This is a genomic window from Stenotrophomonas sp. STEN031 (assembly GCF_056759975.1).
Window position 1 is genome coordinate 20,521 of sequence record NZ_JBRREA010000025.1, and the last position, 20,716, is coordinate 41,236.

Genomic DNA, 20,716 nt, shown 5'->3' on the forward strand with positions numbered 1-20,716 from the left:
GCTGCCTACGGTTGTTCAGGAGACGACGTCGGCGCTGATGCGGCGACGGTCGGCAAGCGGTAAGGGGTGCAGCATCTGCGCGAGGGTGACGCCGCGCAGGGCATCGGAAACCACGTCATTGATCAGCCGCCAGTTCGAGCGCACACCGCACTGCCCGGCAAGGCCGCACTGGCTCTGCTCCTGGCTGCATTCGGTGATGGCCAGCGGACCTTCCATTGCTTCCAGGATCTCGATCAGGGTGATCTCCGAGGCCGGGCGGGTGAGCCGGTAACCGCCATGCACGCCGCGCAGGCCTTCGACCAGACCGGCCTGGGCCAGCGGCTTGAGCAGCTTGCTGACGGTGGGCGGCTCCAATCCGGCAGCTTCAGCCAGGTCGGTCGCGCTCAGCACTTCGGCTGGCCGTGCGGCAAGCACGGTCAGGACGACGGTGGCGTAATCGGTGAGCTTGGTGACGCGCAGCATTGCGGGAGCGGGGGTATCAATGTGGACCAAAATTGTACGCTTTCTGGTCCGGGCGGCCAAGTTTTACCGTTCAGCTGGCAGAAAACCCCAGCTAATCATGGGACTGCGGCTGTTTCCTCTCCCCTTGCGGGAGAGGGTGCCGAAGGCAGGAGAGGGGACGGCGCAGCCGCTGCTTTTGGCTTCTACTTCCCCAAAAAGTCAGGCGCACATAGTTAGTGGGCTTCAATTCCATGCCAAGAGCTACCCCTCTCCCCAGCCCTCTCCCGCAAGGGGAGAGGGGGCAAAAGCAGATGCACGCGGAGCCATTGATGTTCTCCTCTCCCCTTGCGGGAGAGGATGCCGAAGGCAGGAGAGGGGAGCGGCGCAGCCGCTGCTTTTGGCTTCTACTTCCCCAAAAAGTCAGGCGCACATAGTGGTGGGCTTCAATTCCGCGCCAAGAGCTACCCCTCTCCCCAACCCTCTCCCGCTAGGGGAGAGGGGGCAAGAGCAGGTGCACGCGGAGCCATTGATCTTCTCCTCTCCCCTTGCGGGAGAGGATGCCGAAGGCAGGAGAGGGGACGGCGCAGTCGCTGCTTCATGCCGTCGATTCGCTGCAGAGCGGAAGCAGAATCCCCAATCCCAGTGCTTCCCCTTGGGTTGTCTTGCCCGATGGGCGAGAATCACCGCCTCACTCACGTTCCGGCCATGTACATGCCCAAGAAGATCCAGGCACGCAAATCCTCCATCCACGGCAACGGCGTCTTCGCCGTCGCGGACATCAAGAAGGGCGAGCGCGTCATCGAATACAAGGGCAAGCGCCGTACCCATGCAGAAGTGGACGCGGACGATGCGGGTGACGTGGAAACCGGCCACACCTTCCTGTTCACCTTGAATGATGACTACGTCATCGATGCCAACTACAAGGGCAACGACGCGCGCTGGATCAACCACAGCTGCGATCCGAACTGTGAGGCGATGATCGAGGAGGTCGAAGGCGATGATCGCACCGCCGACAAGGTATTCATCGAAGCCATCCGCGATATCAAGCCGGGCGAAGAGTTGACCTACAACTACGGCATCACCCTGGCCGAGCGCCACACCCCGCGTCTGAAGAAGATCTGGGAGTGCCGTTGCGGCTCGCCCAAGTGCACCGGCACGATGCTGCAGCCCAAGCGCTGAGCCTCTGGGGGCGTGGCCTGGTTTTGTGGGAGCGGCGTAAGCCGCGAAGCCACTGCCAGCTCAGCTGTTGCCGATAAATGTCGAAGCGATTCTTTTTGGGGAAGGCTTGGCTTCGAGGCTGACACACCGCCAGTTTCGCGGCTTACGCCGCTCCTACAAAGAAACAAACTGAAAGAGGCCGCAATCGCGGCCTCTTTCGTTTCCATCGGCAGACTCGCTCAGTTCCCCAGCAGCCCCTGCGGCACGAAATTGCCCAGGTTCTGGTTGAAGTCCACCGCGATGCGGCCGTTCTGGATGCCCACCGACTTCACCTGCAGCACGCCCATCACCTTGGCGATGGCCGGGTCGATCCTGTAGATCGGCTCGCGGCGGGCGTAGTCGGCTAGCCAGCTGTTGAGCAGGCTGCGGGTGCTTGAATCCAACTCGCCGCCACCGGCACTGGGGCGGAAGCCATCCACGGTGGGCTGGTCCAGGTGGAAGCCCTGGGTCTGTGCGTCGTAGCGCAGGCCACTGCTGATCTGCACATCGCCCACCGGCATCGATGAGCCACCGGCGGCCATGGCCAGGTTGAAACCCAGGTCCAGGCGGCTGCCCTGGGGCAGGGTCAGGCGCGGCTGGCTGACGGTAAGTGCAAGCAGACCACCCAAGGCCTTCTGCGTACGCGGGAAGCTGCCATCCAGGTACTGCTGTACGTCGGCAGCACCGACGCTCAATTGTTTGCCATTGATCTGTGGTGCGGCATGGGCGCTGCCGGCCAGGACGATCCAGGCAATGCTGGGAAGGAGCAGGGAACGCAGATTCATCGGACGTACTCGGTGATGGGGCAGGCTGGAACAGCACGATAACCGCTGCGGGTGAACGGCCAATTAGCAGGATCAATTCAATTCAGGCTGCAGCGATGCCGAGGTGATTTCCCAGCGATCCCCCTCGATCCGCGGGCGTACCCGGTACCAGCCCTTGAAACGCTGGTTTCCCGCCGCGCTGGTCAGGCGGATGTCCACCGGAATTTCCAGCGCCTGCGGTGGCGATTCGCGATCAAGTGCGATTGCCTGGCCATTGTGGACGCGCAAGCTGGTCATCGTTGGCAACACGGCGCGTAAACCGGCATCGTCGGGTTGTGGCGATGGTCGGCCGCCTGCCCAGAACGCATCGGACTGGCCGTTGTTCTCGAACAATGCCTGCAGATAGGCATGTATCACCGGGGCGGCAATGGCAGCTTGCCTGCGGACGGCTGCATCGTTCTGCGCCTGCGGGTCCGGTTTTTCCAGCGCTGGCGTTGGTGCCGGTGCGGCTGATGCCGATGCCGATGCGGCGTCCGGGGTATCGGCTACATCCGCGCTGCGTTGGCAGGAGCAACCGGCGAGCAGGGCAGTGACGATCAACAACGGGTAGGCGCGCATCGGCCGCTCCTGGAAGTTGCCGCCAGTCTAAGCGGCCCGCAGGTGCTGCTGCCAGCCGCTTATTCGGCCGGGCTCTGCAGCTGTTTCAGCTTGTGCAGCAGCTGGTCCAGCTCGGGCTGCAGGGCGCTCAGCAGGTTTTCGGGCTTGGCGGCCGACTCGGCCAGGGTTTCCAGCAGGCCGGTCACAACCACCACGCCTGCATCCTCATTGCAGGACAGCCGGCGTTGGCCTTGTGCGGACTCCAGCTGGCGCATCCAGTTGTACTGGCTGCGTTGTTCGAATTCGATCGTGCAACGGCCGCTGCACTGCTGGCCGTCGGTCTCGATCGGCGTGACGGAGATACGGTAGCGATGCTTGCTGATGGACATGGCGGACTACGGAGGGAAGCGGGGGAGTGGCCACCATAGGCCGGTGCCGGCGTGGGTACGAGGCATCGAACCATGACGCTGTGTTCCAGTGTTTTCCCCATGCCACGGGCGGAACGCTGCGACCCATGGGAACGCTTTCCGTCCTCGTTCAAGCAAAAAAAAACGGGACGGCTGGGCCGTCCCGTTTTCTTGCCAAGGGGCGCGCTGATTACAGCGCAGCGTCCTTGAGCTTCTTGAGCGGACGCACCTTGAGCTTGGTGGTGGCCGGCTTGGCGGCAAACCACTGCTCTTCCTTGGTGAACGGGTTGATGCCCTTGCGCTTCGGCTTGGCCGGAACGCTCACGGTGGAGATCTTCAGCAGGCCCGGCAGGGTGAAGGAGCCAGCGCCCTTCTTGTTGACCGAAGCGGCAACGGCGCCTTCCAGGGCGGCGAACACAGCGCGCACGTCCTTGGCAGCGACCGAGGTGGCTTCAGCGATGTGGGCGACCAGACCGGACTTGGTCAGAGCTTCCTTGATCGGCTTCGGTGCGGCCGGCTTGGCGGCGGCCTTGGTTGCAGCCTTCGTTGCTACTTTCTTCACTGCCTTCTTCGGGGCAGCCTTTTTAGCGGTCTTTGCCATGATTTCCTGTTCCGTGAACGGTTGGTTGTTGGTCGTGCCGACCCCGTCGGCAAGCGAAATGTAGGGCATGAATTGCGTGACGCCAATAGGTAATTGAAGAAAAAGCCCATAAAAATTGCTTGTGGGCGTATTTGGACAACAAATCGGTGCCGGAAGTCATGCAAAAACAGGGCTGAGCCGTGCTCCGTACCGCTGTCGCCCCACGTTGGCGGGCACGCCGGGACAGCGTGTGGCGATGCCGCACAAGCTGCTAACACGACGTGGTTTAGGCTGCCTGTGCCATCCACCACGAGGAGTTCCACCATGGGTATATCGCGTCACGCAACCGCACATTGGGAAGGTGATCTGAAGACTGGGCAGGGCCGACTGAGCACGCCGCAGAGTGGCCTGATGGAGAACACCCGCTATGCCTTCAACAGCCGCTTTGGCGATGAAAAAGGCACCAATCCCGAAGAACTGATTGCCGCCGCACATGCCGGTTGCTTCACCATGGCGCTGTCAGCCAAGCTCAGTGAGGCCGGTTTTTCGCCGACGTCGCTGGACACACGGGCCGACGTCGACCTGTCGATGGAAGGGGGCCCCCAACTGTCGCAGATCCGCCTCAAGGTAAAGGCCGTGGTGCCTGGCCTGGACGAGACCCGGTTCCGCGCAATTGCCGATGACGCCAAGCAGAACTGCCCCGTCTCCAAGGCACTCAGTGCGGTACCGATCAGCCTGGATACCGAGTTTTCAGCCTGACAGGGTCTTGGCCCGGCCAGCGTGGGACGCTAGCCGGGCCGGTTCAGGATCGTTTCACCCGTCGCGCCTGAGCATTCCCATACCTCGTTCCTCATTCCCGCCGGAGTGGTTGCTGCCATGTGTCGATCGCTAGCTGTTGCCGCTGTCCTGTTTGCCGGTGGGCTGGTTGCCGCCGATGCGTCCGCGCAGCGTTATGACGATGGCCAATATCGTCCCAACGACTCTTACGATGACGGTCAGTACCGGCCGGATCCCCGTTACGACGACGGCCAGTACCGCGGCGGTAACACCCTTACCAATGGCGCGGTGTACGACTACGCGCGAGTGGTGCGGGTGGACCCGGTCATCGTCAATGGCAGCCAGGGTCGCAATGAGCGCTGCTATGAGCGCAATGATGGCGGCTATGTGGACAACAATGGCTACCAGGTCGGCGGCTATGGCAACAATCGCTACGGCAACAACACCTATCGCAACGACGGCTACGACGAACGCGGCTATGACAACGGCCAGTACCGGCAGGGCAACGAGACTGGCCGGCAACTGGCGACGGTGATCGGTGGCCTGGCTGGCGCCGTGCTCGGCAGCCGCATCGGCGGCGGCGACGGCCGCTACCTGGGCACCGCGGTCGGTACCATTGCAGGCGGCGCCGCGGGGCGCGCCATCTACGAAGCCAGCAACCGGCCCAATTACCAGCGCGGTGACGTGCGCGTCTGCGAGCCCAGCGGCTATGGCAGCGAGAGCGAGCGGGTCGATGGCTACGACGTCACCTACGAATACGCGGGCCGGCAATACCGCACCCATCGCGATTACCACCCGGGCGAACAGATCCGCGTACGCGTCGACGTAAGCGCCGACTGAGCACGACGGGCGTTTCTGCCCGAATGAGGTGCAGGGCACGGTTTGTCAGGCCGGATGGATGACGGCATAGTCCACGCATTCCGTTCTGGAGGGTGCGTGATGCGTCGTTTTGCCTGTGTGGCCCTGTTGCTCCCCTGTCTGCATGCAGTCCCGGCCCAGGCCGAGGTCAAGCTGCTGGTGGCCGATACGATCCGCACCGGCGATCCGGCGCTACCGCTGGTGGGCGCCATCGCCTGGGAAAGTGACAGCGGCAAGGTACTGGATGTGGGCAGCGCCGATGCGCTGCTGCAGTTGTACCCGCAGGCCCCGCGCATCGACGTCGGCAATGCGACGGTGGTGCCAGGCTTGATCGATGCCCACGCGCACATCATGGGCCTTGGCAATACCCTGATGCAGGCTGATCTGACGGGTGCGCGCAACCGTGGCGAAGTGCTGGAACGGCTGAAGGCGTTCGAAAAGACGCTGGCGCCAGGCGAGTGGCTGCTGGGCCGTGGCTGGGACCAGAACCGTTGGGACAACACCGATTTCCCCACCGCTGCCGATCTGGACGCTGCCTTCCCGCAGCGGCCGCTCTACCTGGAACGTGTCGACGGCCATGCTGGCTGGGTCAACAGCGCAGCCATCCGCATTGCCGAAAAGGCCGGCAAGTCGTTGTCCGGTGATTGGCAGCCGGAGGGCGGGCGCATTCTTCGCGATGCTGCTGGCAAGCCGAGTGGCGTGCTGGTCGATGGTGCGGCGTCGCTGGTCTATTCGCAGATCCCCGCGTTGGACGATGCTTCGCGCGAAAAGCGCCTGCAGGCTGCGCTGCAGGCGGCGGTCAGCAATGGTCTGACCGGTGTGCATGACATGGGCGTGTCGCGCGAGGACCTGGCGCTGATGAAGCGTCTGGCCGACCAGGGCAAGCTGCCGCTGCGCATCGACGCCTATGCTGATGGCAACAACGAAGCGCTGGAGGACCTGTGCAAGGCCGGCCTGTACGCCCATCCTGGCGGCCGCCTGCAGATGCGTGGGGTCAAGCTGTACATGGACGGCGCATTGGGCAGCCGCGGTGCAGCCCTGCTCACCGCTTACAGCGACGACCCGCATAACCACGGCCTGCTGATGACCTCGCCGGAGGAGTTCGAAGTCGCCGTGCGCAAGGCCGACGGCTGCAAGGTGCAGGTTGCCACCCATGCGATCGGTGATCGCGGCAACCGCATCGTGCTGGATACCTACGAGAAGGTGCTGGGCACCCACAAGGACGCCGATCATCGCTGGCGCATCGAACACTCGCAGGTGGTGTCGCTGCAGGACATCCCACGCTTCGCCAAGCTCGGCGTGATCGCCTCGATGCAGCCGACCCATGCCACCTCGGACATGGGTTGGGCCGAGCAGCGGGTTGGGCCGGAACGCATCCTGGGTGCCTACGCCTGGCAGCGCTTCCTGCATAGTGGCGCGCGTCTGGCCTTGGGCTCGGATTTCCCGGTGGAGCAGGTTGATCCGCGCTTGGGCCTGTATGCGGCAGTGACTCGCCAGGACCGCGACGGCCAGCCGCCGGGTGGTTGGCAGCCGGAGCAGCGCCTGAGCGCCGCCGAAGCGCTTCGCGGCTTCACCAGCGACGCGGCCTGGGCGGGTCATGACGAAGCCCAGGTCGGCAAGCTGCAGCGCGGCCTGCGAGCCGACTTCGTGGTGCTGGATCGTGACCCGTTGAAGGTCGCTGCCGACCAGCTGGATGACCTGAAGGTGCTGTCGACCTGGGTTGATGGTGAGCCGGTTTACAAGGCGGCTACGCCGGAGGGCTGAAGCCCCCGCAGCTTCGGTAGTGCTTTCCACTTGAACGTTGAGTCACCCGAAAACCGATGCCAAACCCTTGGCATCGGTTTTCTTCTTTGTGTGGGAGCGGCGTAAGCCGCGCAGCTCGCTTTACGGGGATGTTGATCGCTTCATTGCTGCGAGCTTCGCGGCTTACGCCGCTCCTACAAAATCTGCGTTGCAGGAATGCTGACAGAAACCGCGCTTCTGGCTTCGGCCCGCGAAGTGCTGGCGTGGTGCTTCTTTGTAGGAGCGGCGTCAGCCGCGAAGCTCGTGATCCATCAGATTACGGGCTTGTTGGTAACTTCATTGCTGCCAGCTTCGCGGCTTACACCGCTCCTACAAAACCCTCTGTCGCGAGCTCGATTTCAGCCGCCGGCTGGACCCACCGGCAGGTCATGCAGGCTGCGCAGCTTCTTCTTGTTGATCTTGCCGACGCTGGTGCGCTCTATCGAATCGACGAAGCTGACGCGGTCGGGGATCGCGTAGCGGGAGATGTCGCCTGCGCGGCTGCGGGCGGCGACCAGCTCGATGATCTCGGCCTCGGTAACCGTGCTGCCTGCATGCCTGACCACCAGCGGCAGCGGCCGCTCGCCCCATTTGGCATCGGCAATGCCGATCACCGCGACCTCGTTGACCGCTGGGTGCATGGCGATGATGTCTTCCAGCGCGAGTGAAGAGATCCACTCGCCGCCGGTCTTGATCACGTCCTTGATGCGGTCGGTGACGAGCAGGTAGCCGCCGCCGTCGATGTTGCCGATGTCGCCGGTATGCAGATAGCCGCCGGCCCACAAGGTTTGCGATGCTTCTGGATTGTGGAGGTAGCCCTGGGTAAGCCACGGGGCGCGCACTACCACTTCGCCGGTGGCGATGCCGTCGTGGGCGACTTCGTTCATCTCTTCATCGACGATGCGCAGCTCGACCAGCGGTACCGGAATACCGGCCTTGGTGCGCAGCGACAGCTCCTCATCGGTGCCGGCCAGGGCATCCACATCGATCTGGGCGAGGGTGAGCAGCGGGCAGGTTTCGGACATGCCGTAGCCGCCGAAGATATCGATGCCGCGTGCCAAGGCCTGCCGGGCGAGCGCACGCGGCAGTGCGGCGCCGCCGATGATGACTTTCCAGTCGCGCAGATCGGTGTCTGCCGACGTGGGATGGGCAAGCAGCATATGCAGGATGGTTGGTACGCAATGCGAGAACGTCACTTTCTCGCGCGCGATCAGGTCCAGCAGCTTGCCCGGCAGGTAGCGGCCCGGATACACCTGCTTGATGCCCAGCAGCGTGGCCACGTACGGCATGCCCCAGGCATGCACATGGAACATCGGCGTGATCGGCATGTAGACATCGCCGCGATGCAGCCGGCCCTGCTTGGGCGCACTGCCCAGCGCGGCCATCGCCGCCAATGAGTGCAGGACAAGCTGGCGATGGCTGAAGAGAACGCCCTTGGGCAGACCGGTGGTGCCGGTCGTATAGAACATGGTGGCGCGGGTGTTCTCGTCGAAGTCCGGGAAGTTGCGGACCGGCTCGGCGCCGCGCAGACCGGCTTCGTACTCGGTGGCGAAGCCATCCGGCAGCGGGCCTGCTTCATCGTCCAGCAGCACCCGCGTGCGCAGGCCCGGCAGCTGCTCTTCAATGCTCTCCAGCACCGGCAGGAACTCGCGGTTGGCCAGGATCACCCGCGCGCTGCTGTGATTCAGCGTATAGGCGATCTGCTCCGGGGCCAGGCGGATGTTCACCGTCATCAGCACCGCGCCGATCATCGGCACCGCGAAGTAGCTTTCCAGGTAGCGGTTGCTGTCCCAGTCCATCACTGCCACGGTGTCGCCGGGCTTCACGCCCAGTGACGTCAGCAGGCCGGCCAGTTGGCCGATACGCGCCTGCAGCGTGCGGTAGTCGAAGCGGACCTTGTCGCCGTAGACGATTTCCTGATCGGGATTGATCGCGAGCGGTGTGTGCAGGAGCTGCTTGATCAGCAGCGGATAGGCGTAGGTGCTGGATTCGGCTTGGTCGGGGCTTGTAGCGAGTGACATCTGGATACCCTGGTTGGCAGCGTGTCAGCGGCCGGAGACTGTGGGAATGGACAGCTGCGCGCGCTGCAACGGTGCTTCCGCGCGCGGCTTTGGCTGGATCAGCGCATCCTGCGGCAGGGCGCGCGCGGGATCTTCGAGGTGATCCCACACCTGATCCATCGCCGCAAACATGTAGGGAAGCAGCGGCACATAGCGCTTGCGATAATCCGGGAAGGCCAGCAGCGAGTCGAAGTGCTGGCCGTTGCTTACGCGCCAATAGGCGATCTGCGTACCCGCCGTGCGTGCGAGCGGTACATAGCGGTCACTGGTCATGCTGATCGGCACCAATCCGTCGTCGATGCCGTGGATGATCACAATCGGCAGACCGCGACGCGGCGCCTTGGCGGCAGCATCGGCAATGCCGGCGCGCACGCGCTTGGCATCGGCGCTGTCACCCAGGCCGAGCGCACGCAGGCAGTTCAGCCCGCGCAGCGGGTCCTCCGTCGACTGTGCGGCATTGCCGTCCACCAGCACCACGCCACTGCCGGGCGGAATGCCGCTGCCTTCGCTCCACCAGCTTGCGCGCAGCTCGGCGGCTGCAGGAACGGGTTTGCCGTCCGCACCGACAGCAGAGTAGCTGTAAGCGCAAGGATGTTCGCCCGCGCCGTAGCGACCATAGGCCGAGGCATAGGTCACCGCGATTGCGCGCCACAGGTCGAAGCCGGTCGAGAACGCACCGGCGCGCAACGCGCCATCGCTGAGCCCGGCATCGGCGAGTTGCTGGCGTGCCGACTGTGCCTGTGCGGCGGTGTCATCGCCTTGCACCAGTCCGGCCGATTTCAGGATGGCACACCGCTGGGTCCATGCCGGTGCTGCCTGTGCCTGCATCGGCGGCTGCGGCAGATCATCCAGCGCAAGCAGCGCGCAGGGCATCAACAGGGCGGATTGGGTGACGAAGTCGTAGAGCGGCGGGGCGCCGGCCACCGAGACATTCGGTTCGCCTGCGACCACCGCGTCGAACCAGTCGCCCTCGATCTCGGCCGCGCGCAGTACCGCGCCACCGCCATTGGAAACGCCTGCGCCCAGCGTGCGCGTATTGGCGGGTGTGAACGGTGCCGATTGCGGATAGGCGCGGTCCAGTGCCTGCAAGCCGAACTGCAGCGCCTGCAGCAGGTGCCGGCCCCAGTCCGCTTCCGGGTTGTCACCGGAATGGGCGTGCTTGAAGGCGATGCCGTGCGTGGCTTTGGTGTCGGTTGGAACGAAGGCAAGTGCGCCCTGCGTCGCAGGCGTACCGTCGGCCTGGAAGCCGCTTCTGGCGCCGAGGTCGTAATAGTCGCTGCCGGTGCCCTTGTCGGTATAGGCGACCGCGCAGCCATGGGCCAGGCCCCAGCTGCCGGCAACCGAAATCGCACCGTAGATGCCGCGCGAGCCGGAGGAGGCTGCGGCTACCAGGCAGCGCTTTGCCGGATCGAAATTGTCGGGAATCTGCACCAGCACGCGATGCGGCTGATGTGCGCCGGAGAGGCGCGCATAGGCCGAAAACTCCCGGCCCGGTGCTGCCTGAAGATTGCCGTAGACATCGCCGAAGCCGCCGCCGGGGGTGAGGTCGGCAATGCCGCGCCAGCTGCTCCAGATCGCGCGGCGGCGTGCTTCCTCGGCGGTCGGCTGGCCTGCGCTGGCAAATGCCGGTGCAGTGGCGACGCGCAGGCCATCGAGGCCCAACCCTGCGGTCAGCAGATCATCGCCGCCGCGGTGCTCGGTTTCGCGCCATTGTTCGAACACGGGCACGGCAGCGGCAGGGCTGGGCGTCGCGGCCTGGATGACGGAAACGCAGCCCAACAGCGGCAGCGCGGCGCAAAGCAGGGTAACGGGGCGGGGGATGTTCATTGCCTCACACTAGCAAGCCAATGTTTACATGCCAGCGTACCTAGGTACCCGTGCCCGGCCCAAGCTTAATTTGCTAACCTCGCCAGGACATGCCGACCCTGCTTATCGCCGATGATCACCCCTTGTTCCGCGCAGCCTTGCATCGCGCGGCCGAAGAGGCGGTTGACGACCTGCAGATCAGCGAGGCCGATTCGCTGGACAGCGTGCTGGAGGTTATCGAGAGCCAGCAGATCGACCTGATGCTGCTGGACCTGCATATGCCGGGCAACCATGGCCTTGCCGGATTGGCGACGATCCGCGCTCTGCAGCCGGGGCTGGCGATCATCATCGTTTCGGCCAATGAAGAACCGCATGTGATCCGCCGCGCCATCGACCTCGGCGCTGCCGGCTACCTGCCCAAGAGTTCGGGGCTGGTGGACCTGCAGCAGGCCTTGCAGACCGTGCTGGATGGCGAGCGCTGGATACCGGCGATGCTGCGTGAAACCGTTGCCCGGGTTGCGCCCTTCAGCAAGGACGCCGATCTGGCCGCGCGTTTGGCCAGCTTGTCCGCGCACCAGTACAAGGTACTGAGCCTGGTGGCCGAAGGGCTGCTCAACAAACAGATCGCCGATCGCCTTGGCGTGCAGCTGCGCACGATCAAGGCACATATGACCCGCATCATGGGCCGGCTCGGTGTACGCAACCGCGCGCAGGCGATCCGCGTACTGCATGAGATGGGGCTGAACGATCCATCGCGGCAGATCGAAGAGACGCAGGACGCCTGATCCGCGATATGGCGCTGGCCGATCAGCGGATCCGGCAGTGTCTGCTTCGGGTCACGTTGCTGCGGTGCTGCGCGTAGCCAGCAGATGGTTGATAGCCCAGCGCAGCGCCAGTGGCTTGAACGGCTTGTTCAACAGTGACAGCCCAACTTCGCGTACTGCCTCGCGCGTATCGCTGCCGGTGTCTGCGCTGAGGATGACGGTCGGCCGCTGCCTGCGTGCGCCGTCCAGGCGCTTCCACAGCTGGACGCCGGTGTCACCGTCGTCGAGGTGGTAGTCGAACAACCACAGGTCCGCCTCCTGTGCGGATGCACCGATCCCGCTGGCGTCGCTGTACGCGCTTACCTCGCAGCCCCACGACAGCAGCAGCTGCCGCATCGCCTGCAGCGCGTCCGCATCGTTGTCGACCACCAGCACGCGGGTGCCCTTGATGGTGCTGGTGCCGCCAGAGGGCGAGTCATTGCGTGTGGCCGGTGGCGGGCTTGCGCGTGTCACCGTGATGGAGAACGCCGAGCCACGATTGACCACGCTGTGCAGTGCCAGCGGTGCGTGCAGCAGGTCGGCAATGCGGTGCGCAATCGCCAGGCCGAGCCCCAGTCCTTGGCCATTGCTGCGATCACCGCGATGGAACTCCTCGAACACCACACTCTGTTGCTCCGGGGTGATGCCGGGGCCGCTGTCATGCACGCCGATGGTCAGCGTGTCGCCGTGGCGGCGGACGCCGAGCAGCACGCCACCGCTGCGGGTGTAGCGGATGGCATTGGCGAGGAAGTTCTGCAGCACGCGGCGCAGCAGCAGCGGATCGCTGTGCACCCAGACGCGGCTGCGCACGTAGCGGAACTGCAGGCCGCGCGCGGCTGCCAGCACGGCGAATTCCTGTGCCAGTGGATCAAGCACGGTCGACAAGGCGAAGGGGCGAGGATCGGCGACCAGTCCACCCGCTTCCAGTCGCGATATATCCAGCAAGCCCGACAGCAGGTCATCGGTGGAATCCAGGGCGCCGCGGATCTGGCGCAGGAAGCTGTCCAGGAACTCCGATTCGATGTGCTGTGACATCGCATCGGTGAGCAGCTGTGCGGCGTGCAGGGGCTGGATCAGGTCGTGGCCGACCGCGGTCAGGAAGCGCGTCTTGGCCACGTTCGCGCGCTCGGCTTCGTGCACGGCCTGTTCCAGTCGCGCGGTGCGGTCCTGCACGCGGAGCTCCAGGGTCTCATTGCTGCGTTTGAGCGCGTCCTCGGCCATGCGGAATGCGGTGACATCGGTGAAGGTGGCAACGTAGCCGCCGCCTGGCATGGGGTTGCCGCGGATTTCGACGATGGTGTTGTCAGGGAAGATGCGTTCGGACAGATGCGGCGTGCCACGGCGCATATGCGCGATGCGACGGTTCAGCGCCTTGCCGACGTTGTCACCCGGCGCCTCGCCGATCTTCAGTTCGCCCAGCGCCCATGCGGTGAGGTTGGCGACCGGCTGCCCGACCTGCAGCAGTTCGGGCGGGAACTTGAACAGCGCGGCATAACGGCTGTTCCAGGCCACCAGCTGCAGCTGCGCATCGACCACGCTGATGCCCTGGCTCATGTTTTCCAATGCGGCTTCCAGCAGCCGCTGGTTGAAACGCAGTGCCTGCGTCGCTTCACCGACGGCGCGGGTGACCGCATCCAGCGGCGCGGCGCCGCCGTCACGTGCTGCCTCGACCAACAGCCGCGCCATGCCTGCGCCGACCACGGCGGTCAGCTCGCGCTCGATGGCGGTGACGCGGTCGTCATCCAGCATCTGTCCGGCATGCCCATCCATCAATTGCCGCGCCCGTTCCGGCCCGAGGAAGCGGCCGGCGGTCTTGCGCATGGATGCCGCGGCCACGGCGTCCTTCTGCAGTGGCGCCGATGGGCGGATCGCGCGTGACACCAGCGCAACGCTGACCAGGTTGACCGCCAGGCTGGCGCCCATGCTGATGGCGATGTGGCCGGGCTGCATGCGTAGCGAGAACAGCGCCAGCCAGTGCAATCCTTCGCCGCCGGTTGTTGGATCGGGTGCCGGGATCACCATCGGCAGCAACACCAGCCACAGCCAGACCAGCGAGCCCAGCACGATGCCGGCCATGATCGCAGGCGAGGGCGTACGCGGCCGATACACCGCCAGCAGCACCGCCGGCGCCAGCTGCGACAGGGCGGTGAAGGACATCAGGCCGAAATCGCTGAGCGCCTCGGTGCCGCTCATGGCGCGGCTGTACAGCCACGACATCAGGAATACGGCGAGGATGCCGGCGCGGCGGAATGCCAGCACGCGCGGGCGCAGGTCGGCACCCGCATCGTTGCCGCCGCCGTTCATGCCACCCAGCAGATGCGAGCCAAAGCCGTGGTTGCCGAGCATGATCGACAAGGTCAGGCCGGACAGGATCATCATGCCGGTGGCCGCGCTCAGGCTGCCCAGGTAGGCAAGCAGCGCCAGCAGGTGGTGGCCGCGTTCCTGCGGCAAGGCCAGTACGTACAGATCCGGCGATACCGACGCAGGCAGTTGTGCAGCACCGGACAAGGCCATCGGCACCGAGGGTAGGCCGATCAGCAGCAGGTAGAGCGGGAACAGCCAGCGTGCGGTCTTCAGATCGGAAGACTGGCGCAGCTCGACCACGCCGACATGGAACTGATGGGGCAGGGTGAAGGCCGCCATCGCGCCCAGCGCGACCATGGTCAGGAAGTCGGGGATAACCGCCGGCGGTGGCAGGTGCGCCATCTTTTCCAGCAAGGGCGTGCCGGCCCGATGCACCGAGATCGCCGCATACAGGCCAATCGCCAGCAGCGCCGCCAACTTCAGCAGCGATTCCAGCCCCAGCGCGACCACGATGCCGCGGTTGTGCTCGGTGGCCGAGGCCTTGCGCGCGCCGAACAACATGGTGAATGCCGCCATTGTCAGCGCGAACCAGAACGACATGTCCAGTTGCCAGCCGTTGGCGGCGAACTGGTCACCGAGCAGTGCACTGAGTCCCTGGCTCACCGCCTTGAGCTGCAGCGCGATATAGGGAATGATGCCGAACAGCGCGACCAGGGTGATGGTCACACCAAGGCCTTGGTCGGTGCGCAGCCGTGCAACCACCAGGTCGGCGATGGTGGCGCTGTTGTGCTGTTTGGCCAGCCTGCCCAGGCGCGCGAGGAAGGGCAGGCCGAAGGCGAAGATCAGCGCCATACCGATCAAGGTGGGCGGGATCGGGAAGCCCCATTGCACGCCCTGCGAAGCAGCGCCGTAGTACGTCCATGCAGTGCAGTGCACGGCCAGCGACAGCGCGTAGATGGCTGGCCAGATCCTGCCGAGGCGGTGACCCTGGCGCTCGCCCCACAGGGCAACGCCGAACAGCAGCACGGTCCACGCGATGCAGGCGAACAGGACGATGGAGGGCGTCAACATCGCTCCAGTGTAGAGAGAACCGTGGCCGGCGTGCTGGATGCCCGCCGGTCGCTTGCCATGCAGGGACGCGTCAGGGCGCGATCACGATCAGTGACAACTGCTCGGCGGCCAATGCCACCTCGCCGCCGGGCTGCAGCTCCACGCTCTTGTGCTGGGTCAGCAGCCATTGCCCGGGCTGGCGCGGTTCCAGTGAGACTAGGCGTGATCGCACCCGGATATCGGTGCCGCTGGGTACCGGCGCCAGAAAGCGCACCTTGTTCAAACCGTAGTTCAGTACGTGGGCGATGCCGGGAAAGCCGACCAGTGCGGCCACGTCCTCCTCGACGGTGAGCGAGAGCAGCAGGAAACCATGGGCGATGGTCGTCCCGCCTGGCAAACCGGCCTGCGCACGGGCCGGATCGACGTGAATCCAGTTGTGGTCTCCGGTGGCCTCGGCGAAGGCATCGATGCGCGCCTGCGCGATGTGCGTGGTCTTGCCAAGGCGTTCGCTTGCGGCCCATTGCTGCAGTGCCTGCAGGGCTTCCGGCAATTCCCTGGTCATGTCACCGGCGCTCATTGCAGGCGTCCAAGCAGGGTCAGGATCGCATCATGCGCCTCGGGCTCGGACAAGGTCGGTGCGTGACCAACATCCGGCACGACGACCAGGCTGGCGTTCGGCGACGTAGCCGCCATCTGCTGGGCAACATCGGCAGGCAGGATATCGGACAGCGCACCGCGCACCACCAGCACCGGCACCCGTGAGGTCAGTCCGCGCACCGCGCGCCACAACACCGGCCGCAACAGCCACAGCACCCATGGTCGGGTGGTGCGGATGATGGCCGGGTCATAGTCCAGTTCCAGCAGGCCGTCGTCGCGCTGGCGGAAGCTGCGCGAGGCCATCGCCCGCCAGTCCTCGGCGGTGAAACGCGGGAAGGATGCCTTGCCGATGGATTCGGCGTAAGCGGCCGCTTGGTCCAGATCCATTGGTGGCAACGGTTTGCCGGCATACTTGCCGATCCGCGCCAGGGCTTCGCGTTGCACCTTGGGACCGGCGTCGTTGAGCACCGCTGCTACGATCAGCTCCGGTGCGCGCGAGGCCAGGGTGATGGTGACCAGCACGCCCAGCGAGGTGCCGATGAACACCGCCTTGGCAATTTTCTGCGAACGCAGCAGCGCCACCATGTCGTCGGCGTAGGTGCGCGGGTTGTAGCTGGTCGGGTCGGTCGCTCGTGCCGACCCCGCACGGCCACGCAGGTCGACCGCAAGCACGCGCCAGCCGGCCGCGGTCAGCGTTTCGGCCAGTGCATCGAAGTCAGCGGCATTGCGGGTCAGGCCGGGAATGCAGACCACCGTGCGGCGGGGCGATTGCCCCGGGGCCGGTGCATGGTCGCGCGCGTGCAGGCGCAGGCCATCGTTGCTGCTCCAGTACAGATCATCGTAAGACTGGGTCATGCAGGTGTTTCCTAGAAATCGTAGCGGACGCTGAGACTGTACTGGCGCGGCGGGCCATAGAAACCGATCAGGGTGCCGACTGCCGGGATGTTGTAACCGGTGGTGCGGTATTCCTTGTCGGCCAGGTTGGTGCCCTGCAGCGAGAAGGTCCAGGCGTCATTGAGCTTCCAGATCACGCCGGCATTGACCAGACCATAGCCGTCCTGGCGGATCACTGGGCTCAGGTCGGTGGTCGGCCACACTTCGCTCTGGTAGCTATAGCCCACGCGGGCGGACAGGTTGCTGCCATTGGCCAGCTCGGTGCGGTATTCCACGTTCAGTGCACCCGAGAAATCCGGCGCGTTGGTGAACCTCATCTGCTTGGCGACGTTGACGCCACGGTCCATGTACTCGTCGTACTTGGTGTCCAGCCAGGCCAGGTTGCCGGAGATCAGCCAGTTGGCCGTCGGCAGGTACTGGTACTCGATTTCCAGGCCGTTGACGGTGCCCTTGCCGGCATTGGTGAAGTCGCCGAAGAAGGCATCGTTGACGCCGTCGCCATTGGTGTCGATGCCGGTGAACACCGACAGCTGGATGTCCTTGTACTTGTTGTGGAAGGCCGACAGGTTCAGGAACAGGCGCGAGTCAAGAAAGCCCATCTTGCTGCCGATCTCGAAGCTGTCGACGGTCTCGTCGTCGAACGGCTCGGCCGAGCGCGGCACCGCCACGGCGTTGGCGCGGATGTTGTAGCCACCGGACTTGAAGCCACGCGTGGCCAGACCGTAGACCATGATGTCCGGGGTAATCTGGTAATCCAGCGACACCTTCGGCGAGACGTTCTTGAAGTTGGTGGTCTTGTCGAAGTCCGCAGCGACTGCGATCGGGCGGCTGAAGGTCGCGTCGGAGTAGAAACGGTTCAACACGACCGCACGCTTGTCCTCGTCGGTGTAGCGGGCGCCGACGTCGAGCTTGAGCTTGTTGGTCAGGTCGAAGGTCCAGTCCGCGTACAGGGCGATGCTGTCGGTCAGCACCTTGCCACGGGTATCGCCGAACTGCAGGTTGAAGAAGTTGTTGCGGATCTGCCCGCCGGCCTCGCCACTGAACTGGTACAGGCCAACCACACCGCGCACACGGCCGCCGGCGTCGTAGTTCAACTGCAGTTCGTTGCTGACCTGGCTGTCCTCGTAGAAGCCCCCGACGTCGGCCAGCTTGACCGGCGTGGTGTCAAAGTCGATGTTGGAGTGGCTGTCGGATTCGCGCTTGGCGACCACATACTTCAGTGCAATATCGTCGTTCGGACGCCAGTTCACCGTAGCCGAGGCGCCCTTGGTCTCGACGCTGTTGAGGTTCTGCATGCCCGAACGGATGTCGTAACGATCGTCCATCGGCGGGTAGGCCGGGGTGAACGGGTTGCGCGCCAGCATCTTCGAGCCACGCATGCCGGACTGGTCATCGATCCAGTCCAAGGCGAACTGCACATCGAAGTCGTCGCCTGCATAGGCGCCCAGGGTCAGGCGTGCGGCATTGATCTGCTTGTCGCTGATTGGCTGGCCGGTAAGCGTGTTCTCGCCGAAACCATCGCGGTTCATGCTGGCCACCGCGATGCGCCCGCGCAGGCCGCTGTCGGCGCCGCCCAACGGGCCGCCGATGGCCGCCTTGGCATCAAGCTGGTTGTAGTTGCCTGCGGTGATCTGGGCATAGCCCTCGACCTGCGTGGGCAGGCCGCGCGAGATGTACTTGATCGCGCCGCCAATGGTGTTCTTGCCGTACAGCGTGCCCTGCGGGCCGCGCAGTACTTCGATGCGCGAGACGTCGAACACGTCCAGCAGCGCACCTTGTGGACGCGCGATATAGACGTCATCCAGGTAGATGCCCACGCCCGGGTCGGCGCCCCAGGTGGGATCGGACTGGCCGACGCCGCGGATGTAGGCGGTGACCGTGCTGCTGGCGCCGCGCGCCGCGTAGATGGTCAGGTTGGGTACCTGTGAGTCGAGATCGGCGATGTCCTGCACGTTCAACTTGTCCAGCGCTTCGGAGGTGAAGGCGGTGACCGCGACCGGCACTTCCTGCAGGGTTTCCTCGCGCTTGCGCGCGGTGACGGTGATGCTGTCCAGGTTGGTGGCCGAAGCGGCCTTGCCCTCCGTCGCCGCAGCCGGTTGTGCTTCCTGTGCCAATGCCGGCCCGGAGGCCAACAGCGCGCCGATCATCAGGCTCAAACAATTCCGCTTCATTCGGTCCTCCCCAGGCAAGTGCGTTGTAGATGGCCGCATGCCACCCTCGGAGCCAAGGCTAGCGACGCGGATGTGCACCAGCGAGTGGACCTAGGTCCAGTCGGCAGCGGCCATCAGATCAGGATACTGGGCGCCTCTCCACTCGGAAGCGCCGTATGTCGTTACTGATCGTACTTGCAGCGCTGGGCTTCCTCATGCTGGTGGCCTACCGCGGTTACAGCGTGATCCTGTTCGCGCCGATTGCCGCACTCGGCGCCGTGTTGCTGACCGACCCGTCGCTGGTGGCACCGATGTTCACCGGCTTGTTCATGGACAAGATGGTCGGCTTCCTGAAGCTCTACTTCCCGGTATTCCTGCTGGGCGCGGTGTTCGGCAAGCTGATTGAGCTGTCTGGCTTTTCCAAATCGATAGTCGGAGCGGCGATCCGCCTGCTCGGCCCGCAGCGGGCAATGCTGTCGATCGTGCTGGTGTCGGGCCTGCTCACTTACGGCGGCGTGTCGTTGTTCGTGGTGGTGTTCGCGGTCTATCCGTTTGCCGCCGAGATGTTCCGCCAGAGCAATATCCCCAAGCGGCTGATTCCGGCGACGCTGGCGGTGGGCGGTTTCAGCTTCACCATGGATGCGCTGCCAGGTACGCCGCAGATCCAGAACATCATTCCGACCACCTTCTTCGGCACCGATACCTGGGCCGCACCGGTGCTTGGCATCCTCGGCAGCATCTTCGTGCTGGCGGTGGGCATGGCCTACCTGGAGTGGCGACGCCGTGTTGCCGTGCGCAACGGTGAGGGCTATGGCGATCCGGCAACCCTGGTCAACGAGCCGGTGCCGTTCACCGGTACCAATCTCGCGCATGCCGGGATCGCGGTATTGCCGCTGTTGTTGGTGTTCGTATCAAACAAGCTGTTTACCCTGGGTATCCCGCACTGGTACGGCGCCGAGCACAGCTTCGTGCCGTCCATCCTCGGCAAGTCCGCACCGGTGGTGCAGGAGGTGCCGAAGATCGCTGCGATCTGGGCAGTGGAGGGCGCGCTGCTGGTGGGCATCCTGTCGGTGATGCTGTTGGCCTGGCGGCCGGTGGTGACCCAGTTTGCCGATGGCACCAAGACCGCGATCAGTGGCGCCTTGTTGGCCGCGATGAACACTGCCTCGGAGTATGGCTTTGGCGCAGTGATCGCCGCATTGCCGGGGTTCATGGTGGTGGCCAATGCCTTGGGTTCGATCAAGGACCCGCTCTTGCATGAGGCGGTCACGGTTACGGGGTTGGCTGGCGTCACCGGCTCTGCCTCGGGCGGCATGAGCATCGCCCTGGCGGCGATGTCGGAGACCTTCATCGAGAACGCGCAGGCAGCCGGCATTCCGATGGAAGTGCTGCACCGGGTTGCCTCGATGGCCTCGGGCGGCATGGACAGCCTGCCGCACAACGGTGCGGTGATCACCTTGTTGATGGTCACCGGGCTGACCCATCGACAGGCCTACAAGGACATTTTCGCTGTGACCATCATCAAGACGCTGGCGGTGTTCGTGGTGATCGGCATCTATTACGCCACCGGCTGGGTTTGACGGCGGCGTCGCAACACCCTGGCGGCGGCCCCGCGAGGATTTCCGGTACGACTTCATCCACGACTCACG

17 protein-coding genes are annotated in these 20,716 nt (G+C 64.7%); 6 read left to right on the top strand and 11 right to left on the bottom strand.

Annotated features, from left to right (window positions below; genetic code table 11):
- Nucleotides 1-15: 15 nt before the first annotated feature.
- Nucleotides 16-462, bottom strand: a complete 447-nt coding sequence (locus ACVOLQ_RS12610; protein WP_057627263.1) for an SUF system Fe-S cluster assembly regulator — start codon at nt 460-462, stop codon at nt 16-18.
- A gap of 690 nt (nt 463-1,152) precedes the next feature.
- On the opposite strand from ACVOLQ_RS12610, the gene ACVOLQ_RS12615 reads away from it, so the two are divergent.
- On the top strand, nt 1,153-1,620 hold the full coding sequence (locus tag ACVOLQ_RS12615) for an SET domain-containing protein (protein WP_313170440.1): 468 nt from the start codon (nt 1,153-1,155) through the stop codon (nt 1,618-1,620).
- A 218-nt stretch (nt 1,621-1,838) separates the two neighbouring features.
- On the opposite strand, the gene ACVOLQ_RS12620 is transcribed toward ACVOLQ_RS12615, so the two are convergent.
- The 4 genes from ACVOLQ_RS12620 to ACVOLQ_RS12635 form a co-directional block, all read right to left on the bottom strand.
- Nucleotides 1,839-2,423: a YceB family lipoprotein gene (locus ACVOLQ_RS12620; RefSeq protein WP_313170442.1), complete on the bottom strand. Its 585-nt coding sequence runs from the start codon at nt 2,421-2,423 to the stop codon at nt 1,839-1,841.
- Between the two features lie 72 nt (nt 2,424-2,495).
- Nucleotides 2,496-3,020 carry a hypothetical protein gene (locus ACVOLQ_RS12625; protein WP_481528231.1) on the bottom strand — a complete coding sequence of 175 codons (525 nt, stop codon included), beginning with the start codon at nt 3,018-3,020 and terminating at the stop codon, nt 2,496-2,498.
- A gap of 59 nt (nt 3,021-3,079) precedes the next feature.
- Nucleotides 3,080-3,388, bottom strand: a complete 309-nt coding sequence (locus ACVOLQ_RS12630; protein WP_313170445.1) for a DUF3861 family protein — start codon at nt 3,386-3,388, stop codon at nt 3,080-3,082.
- A gap of 208 nt (nt 3,389-3,596) precedes the next feature.
- Nucleotides 3,597-4,007: an HU family DNA-binding protein gene (locus ACVOLQ_RS12635; RefSeq protein ID WP_057627275.1), complete on the bottom strand. Its 411-nt coding sequence runs from the start codon at nt 4,005-4,007 to the stop codon at nt 3,597-3,599.
- Between the two features lie 303 nt (nt 4,008-4,310).
- On the opposite strand from ACVOLQ_RS12635, the gene ACVOLQ_RS12640 reads away from it, so the two are divergent.
- The 3 genes from ACVOLQ_RS12640 (at nt 4,311) to ACVOLQ_RS12650 (ending at nt 7,385) form a co-directional block, all read left to right on the top strand.
- Nucleotides 4,311-4,745, top strand: coding sequence for an OsmC family protein (locus ACVOLQ_RS12640; protein WP_481528232.1), 435 nt, complete (start codon nt 4,311-4,313; stop codon nt 4,743-4,745).
- 117 nt (nt 4,746-4,862) lie between these two features.
- Nucleotides 4,863-5,603 carry a glycine zipper 2TM domain-containing protein gene (locus ACVOLQ_RS12645; protein WP_481528233.1) on the top strand — a complete coding sequence of 247 codons (741 nt, stop codon included), beginning with the start codon at nt 4,863-4,865 and terminating at the stop codon, nt 5,601-5,603.
- Nucleotides 5,604-5,702: 99 nt separating this feature from the next.
- Entirely contained in the window at nt 5,703-7,385 is a 1,683-nt protein-coding gene (locus tag ACVOLQ_RS12650) for an amidohydrolase (RefSeq protein WP_481528263.1), read from the top strand.
- A gap of 377 nt (nt 7,386-7,762) precedes the next feature.
- Here the strand turns inward: ACVOLQ_RS12650 and ACVOLQ_RS12655 are convergent, their stop codons facing one another.
- Both ACVOLQ_RS12655 and ACVOLQ_RS12660 read right to left on the bottom strand, forming a co-directional pair.
- Nucleotides 7,763-9,424 carry a fatty acid--CoA ligase gene (locus tag ACVOLQ_RS12655; protein WP_481528234.1) on the bottom strand — a complete coding sequence of 554 codons (1,662 nt, stop codon included), beginning with the start codon at nt 9,422-9,424 and terminating at the stop codon, nt 7,763-7,765.
- Nucleotides 9,425-9,448: 24 nt separating this feature from the next.
- Complete coding sequence (locus ACVOLQ_RS12660; RefSeq protein ID WP_481528235.1) at nt 9,449-11,290, bottom strand: 3-hydroxybutyrate oligomer hydrolase family protein; 1,842 nt, start codon at nt 11,288-11,290, stop codon at nt 9,449-9,451.
- 89 nt (nt 11,291-11,379) lie between these two features.
- On the opposite strand from ACVOLQ_RS12660, the gene ACVOLQ_RS12665 reads away from it, so the two are divergent.
- Complete coding sequence (locus tag ACVOLQ_RS12665; RefSeq protein ID WP_481528236.1) at nt 11,380-12,054, top strand: response regulator transcription factor; 675 nt, start codon at nt 11,380-11,382, stop codon at nt 12,052-12,054.
- Nucleotides 12,055-12,105: 51 nt separating this feature from the next.
- Here the strand turns inward: ACVOLQ_RS12665 and ACVOLQ_RS12670 are convergent, their stop codons facing one another.
- From ACVOLQ_RS12670 to ACVOLQ_RS12685, 4 genes are all read right to left on the bottom strand, one after another.
- Nucleotides 12,106-15,447, bottom strand: coding sequence for a hybrid sensor histidine kinase/response regulator (locus ACVOLQ_RS12670; RefSeq protein WP_481528237.1), 3,342 nt, complete (start codon nt 15,445-15,447; stop codon nt 12,106-12,108).
- A 70-nt stretch (nt 15,448-15,517) separates the two neighbouring features.
- Nucleotides 15,518-15,988: a MaoC family dehydratase gene (locus tag ACVOLQ_RS12675; RefSeq protein ID WP_481528238.1), complete on the bottom strand. Its 471-nt coding sequence runs from the start codon at nt 15,986-15,988 to the stop codon at nt 15,518-15,520.
- Nucleotides 15,989-15,999: 11 nt separating this feature from the next.
- On the bottom strand, nt 16,000-16,878 hold the full coding sequence (locus tag ACVOLQ_RS12680; RefSeq protein ID WP_481528239.1) for an alpha/beta fold hydrolase: 879 nt from the start codon (nt 16,876-16,878) through the stop codon (nt 16,000-16,002).
- 11 nt (nt 16,879-16,889) lie between these two features.
- On the bottom strand, nt 16,890-19,088 hold the full coding sequence (locus tag ACVOLQ_RS12685) for a TonB-dependent receptor (RefSeq protein WP_481528240.1): 2,199 nt from the start codon (nt 19,086-19,088) through the stop codon (nt 16,890-16,892).
- 155 nt (nt 19,089-19,243) lie between these two features.
- Between ACVOLQ_RS12685 and ACVOLQ_RS12690 the strand changes: the two genes are divergently transcribed.
- On the top strand, nt 19,244-20,647 hold the full coding sequence (locus tag ACVOLQ_RS12690) for a GntP family permease (protein ID WP_481528241.1): 1,404 nt from the start codon (nt 19,244-19,246) through the stop codon (nt 20,645-20,647).
- Nucleotides 20,648-20,716: the final 69 nt, after the last annotated feature.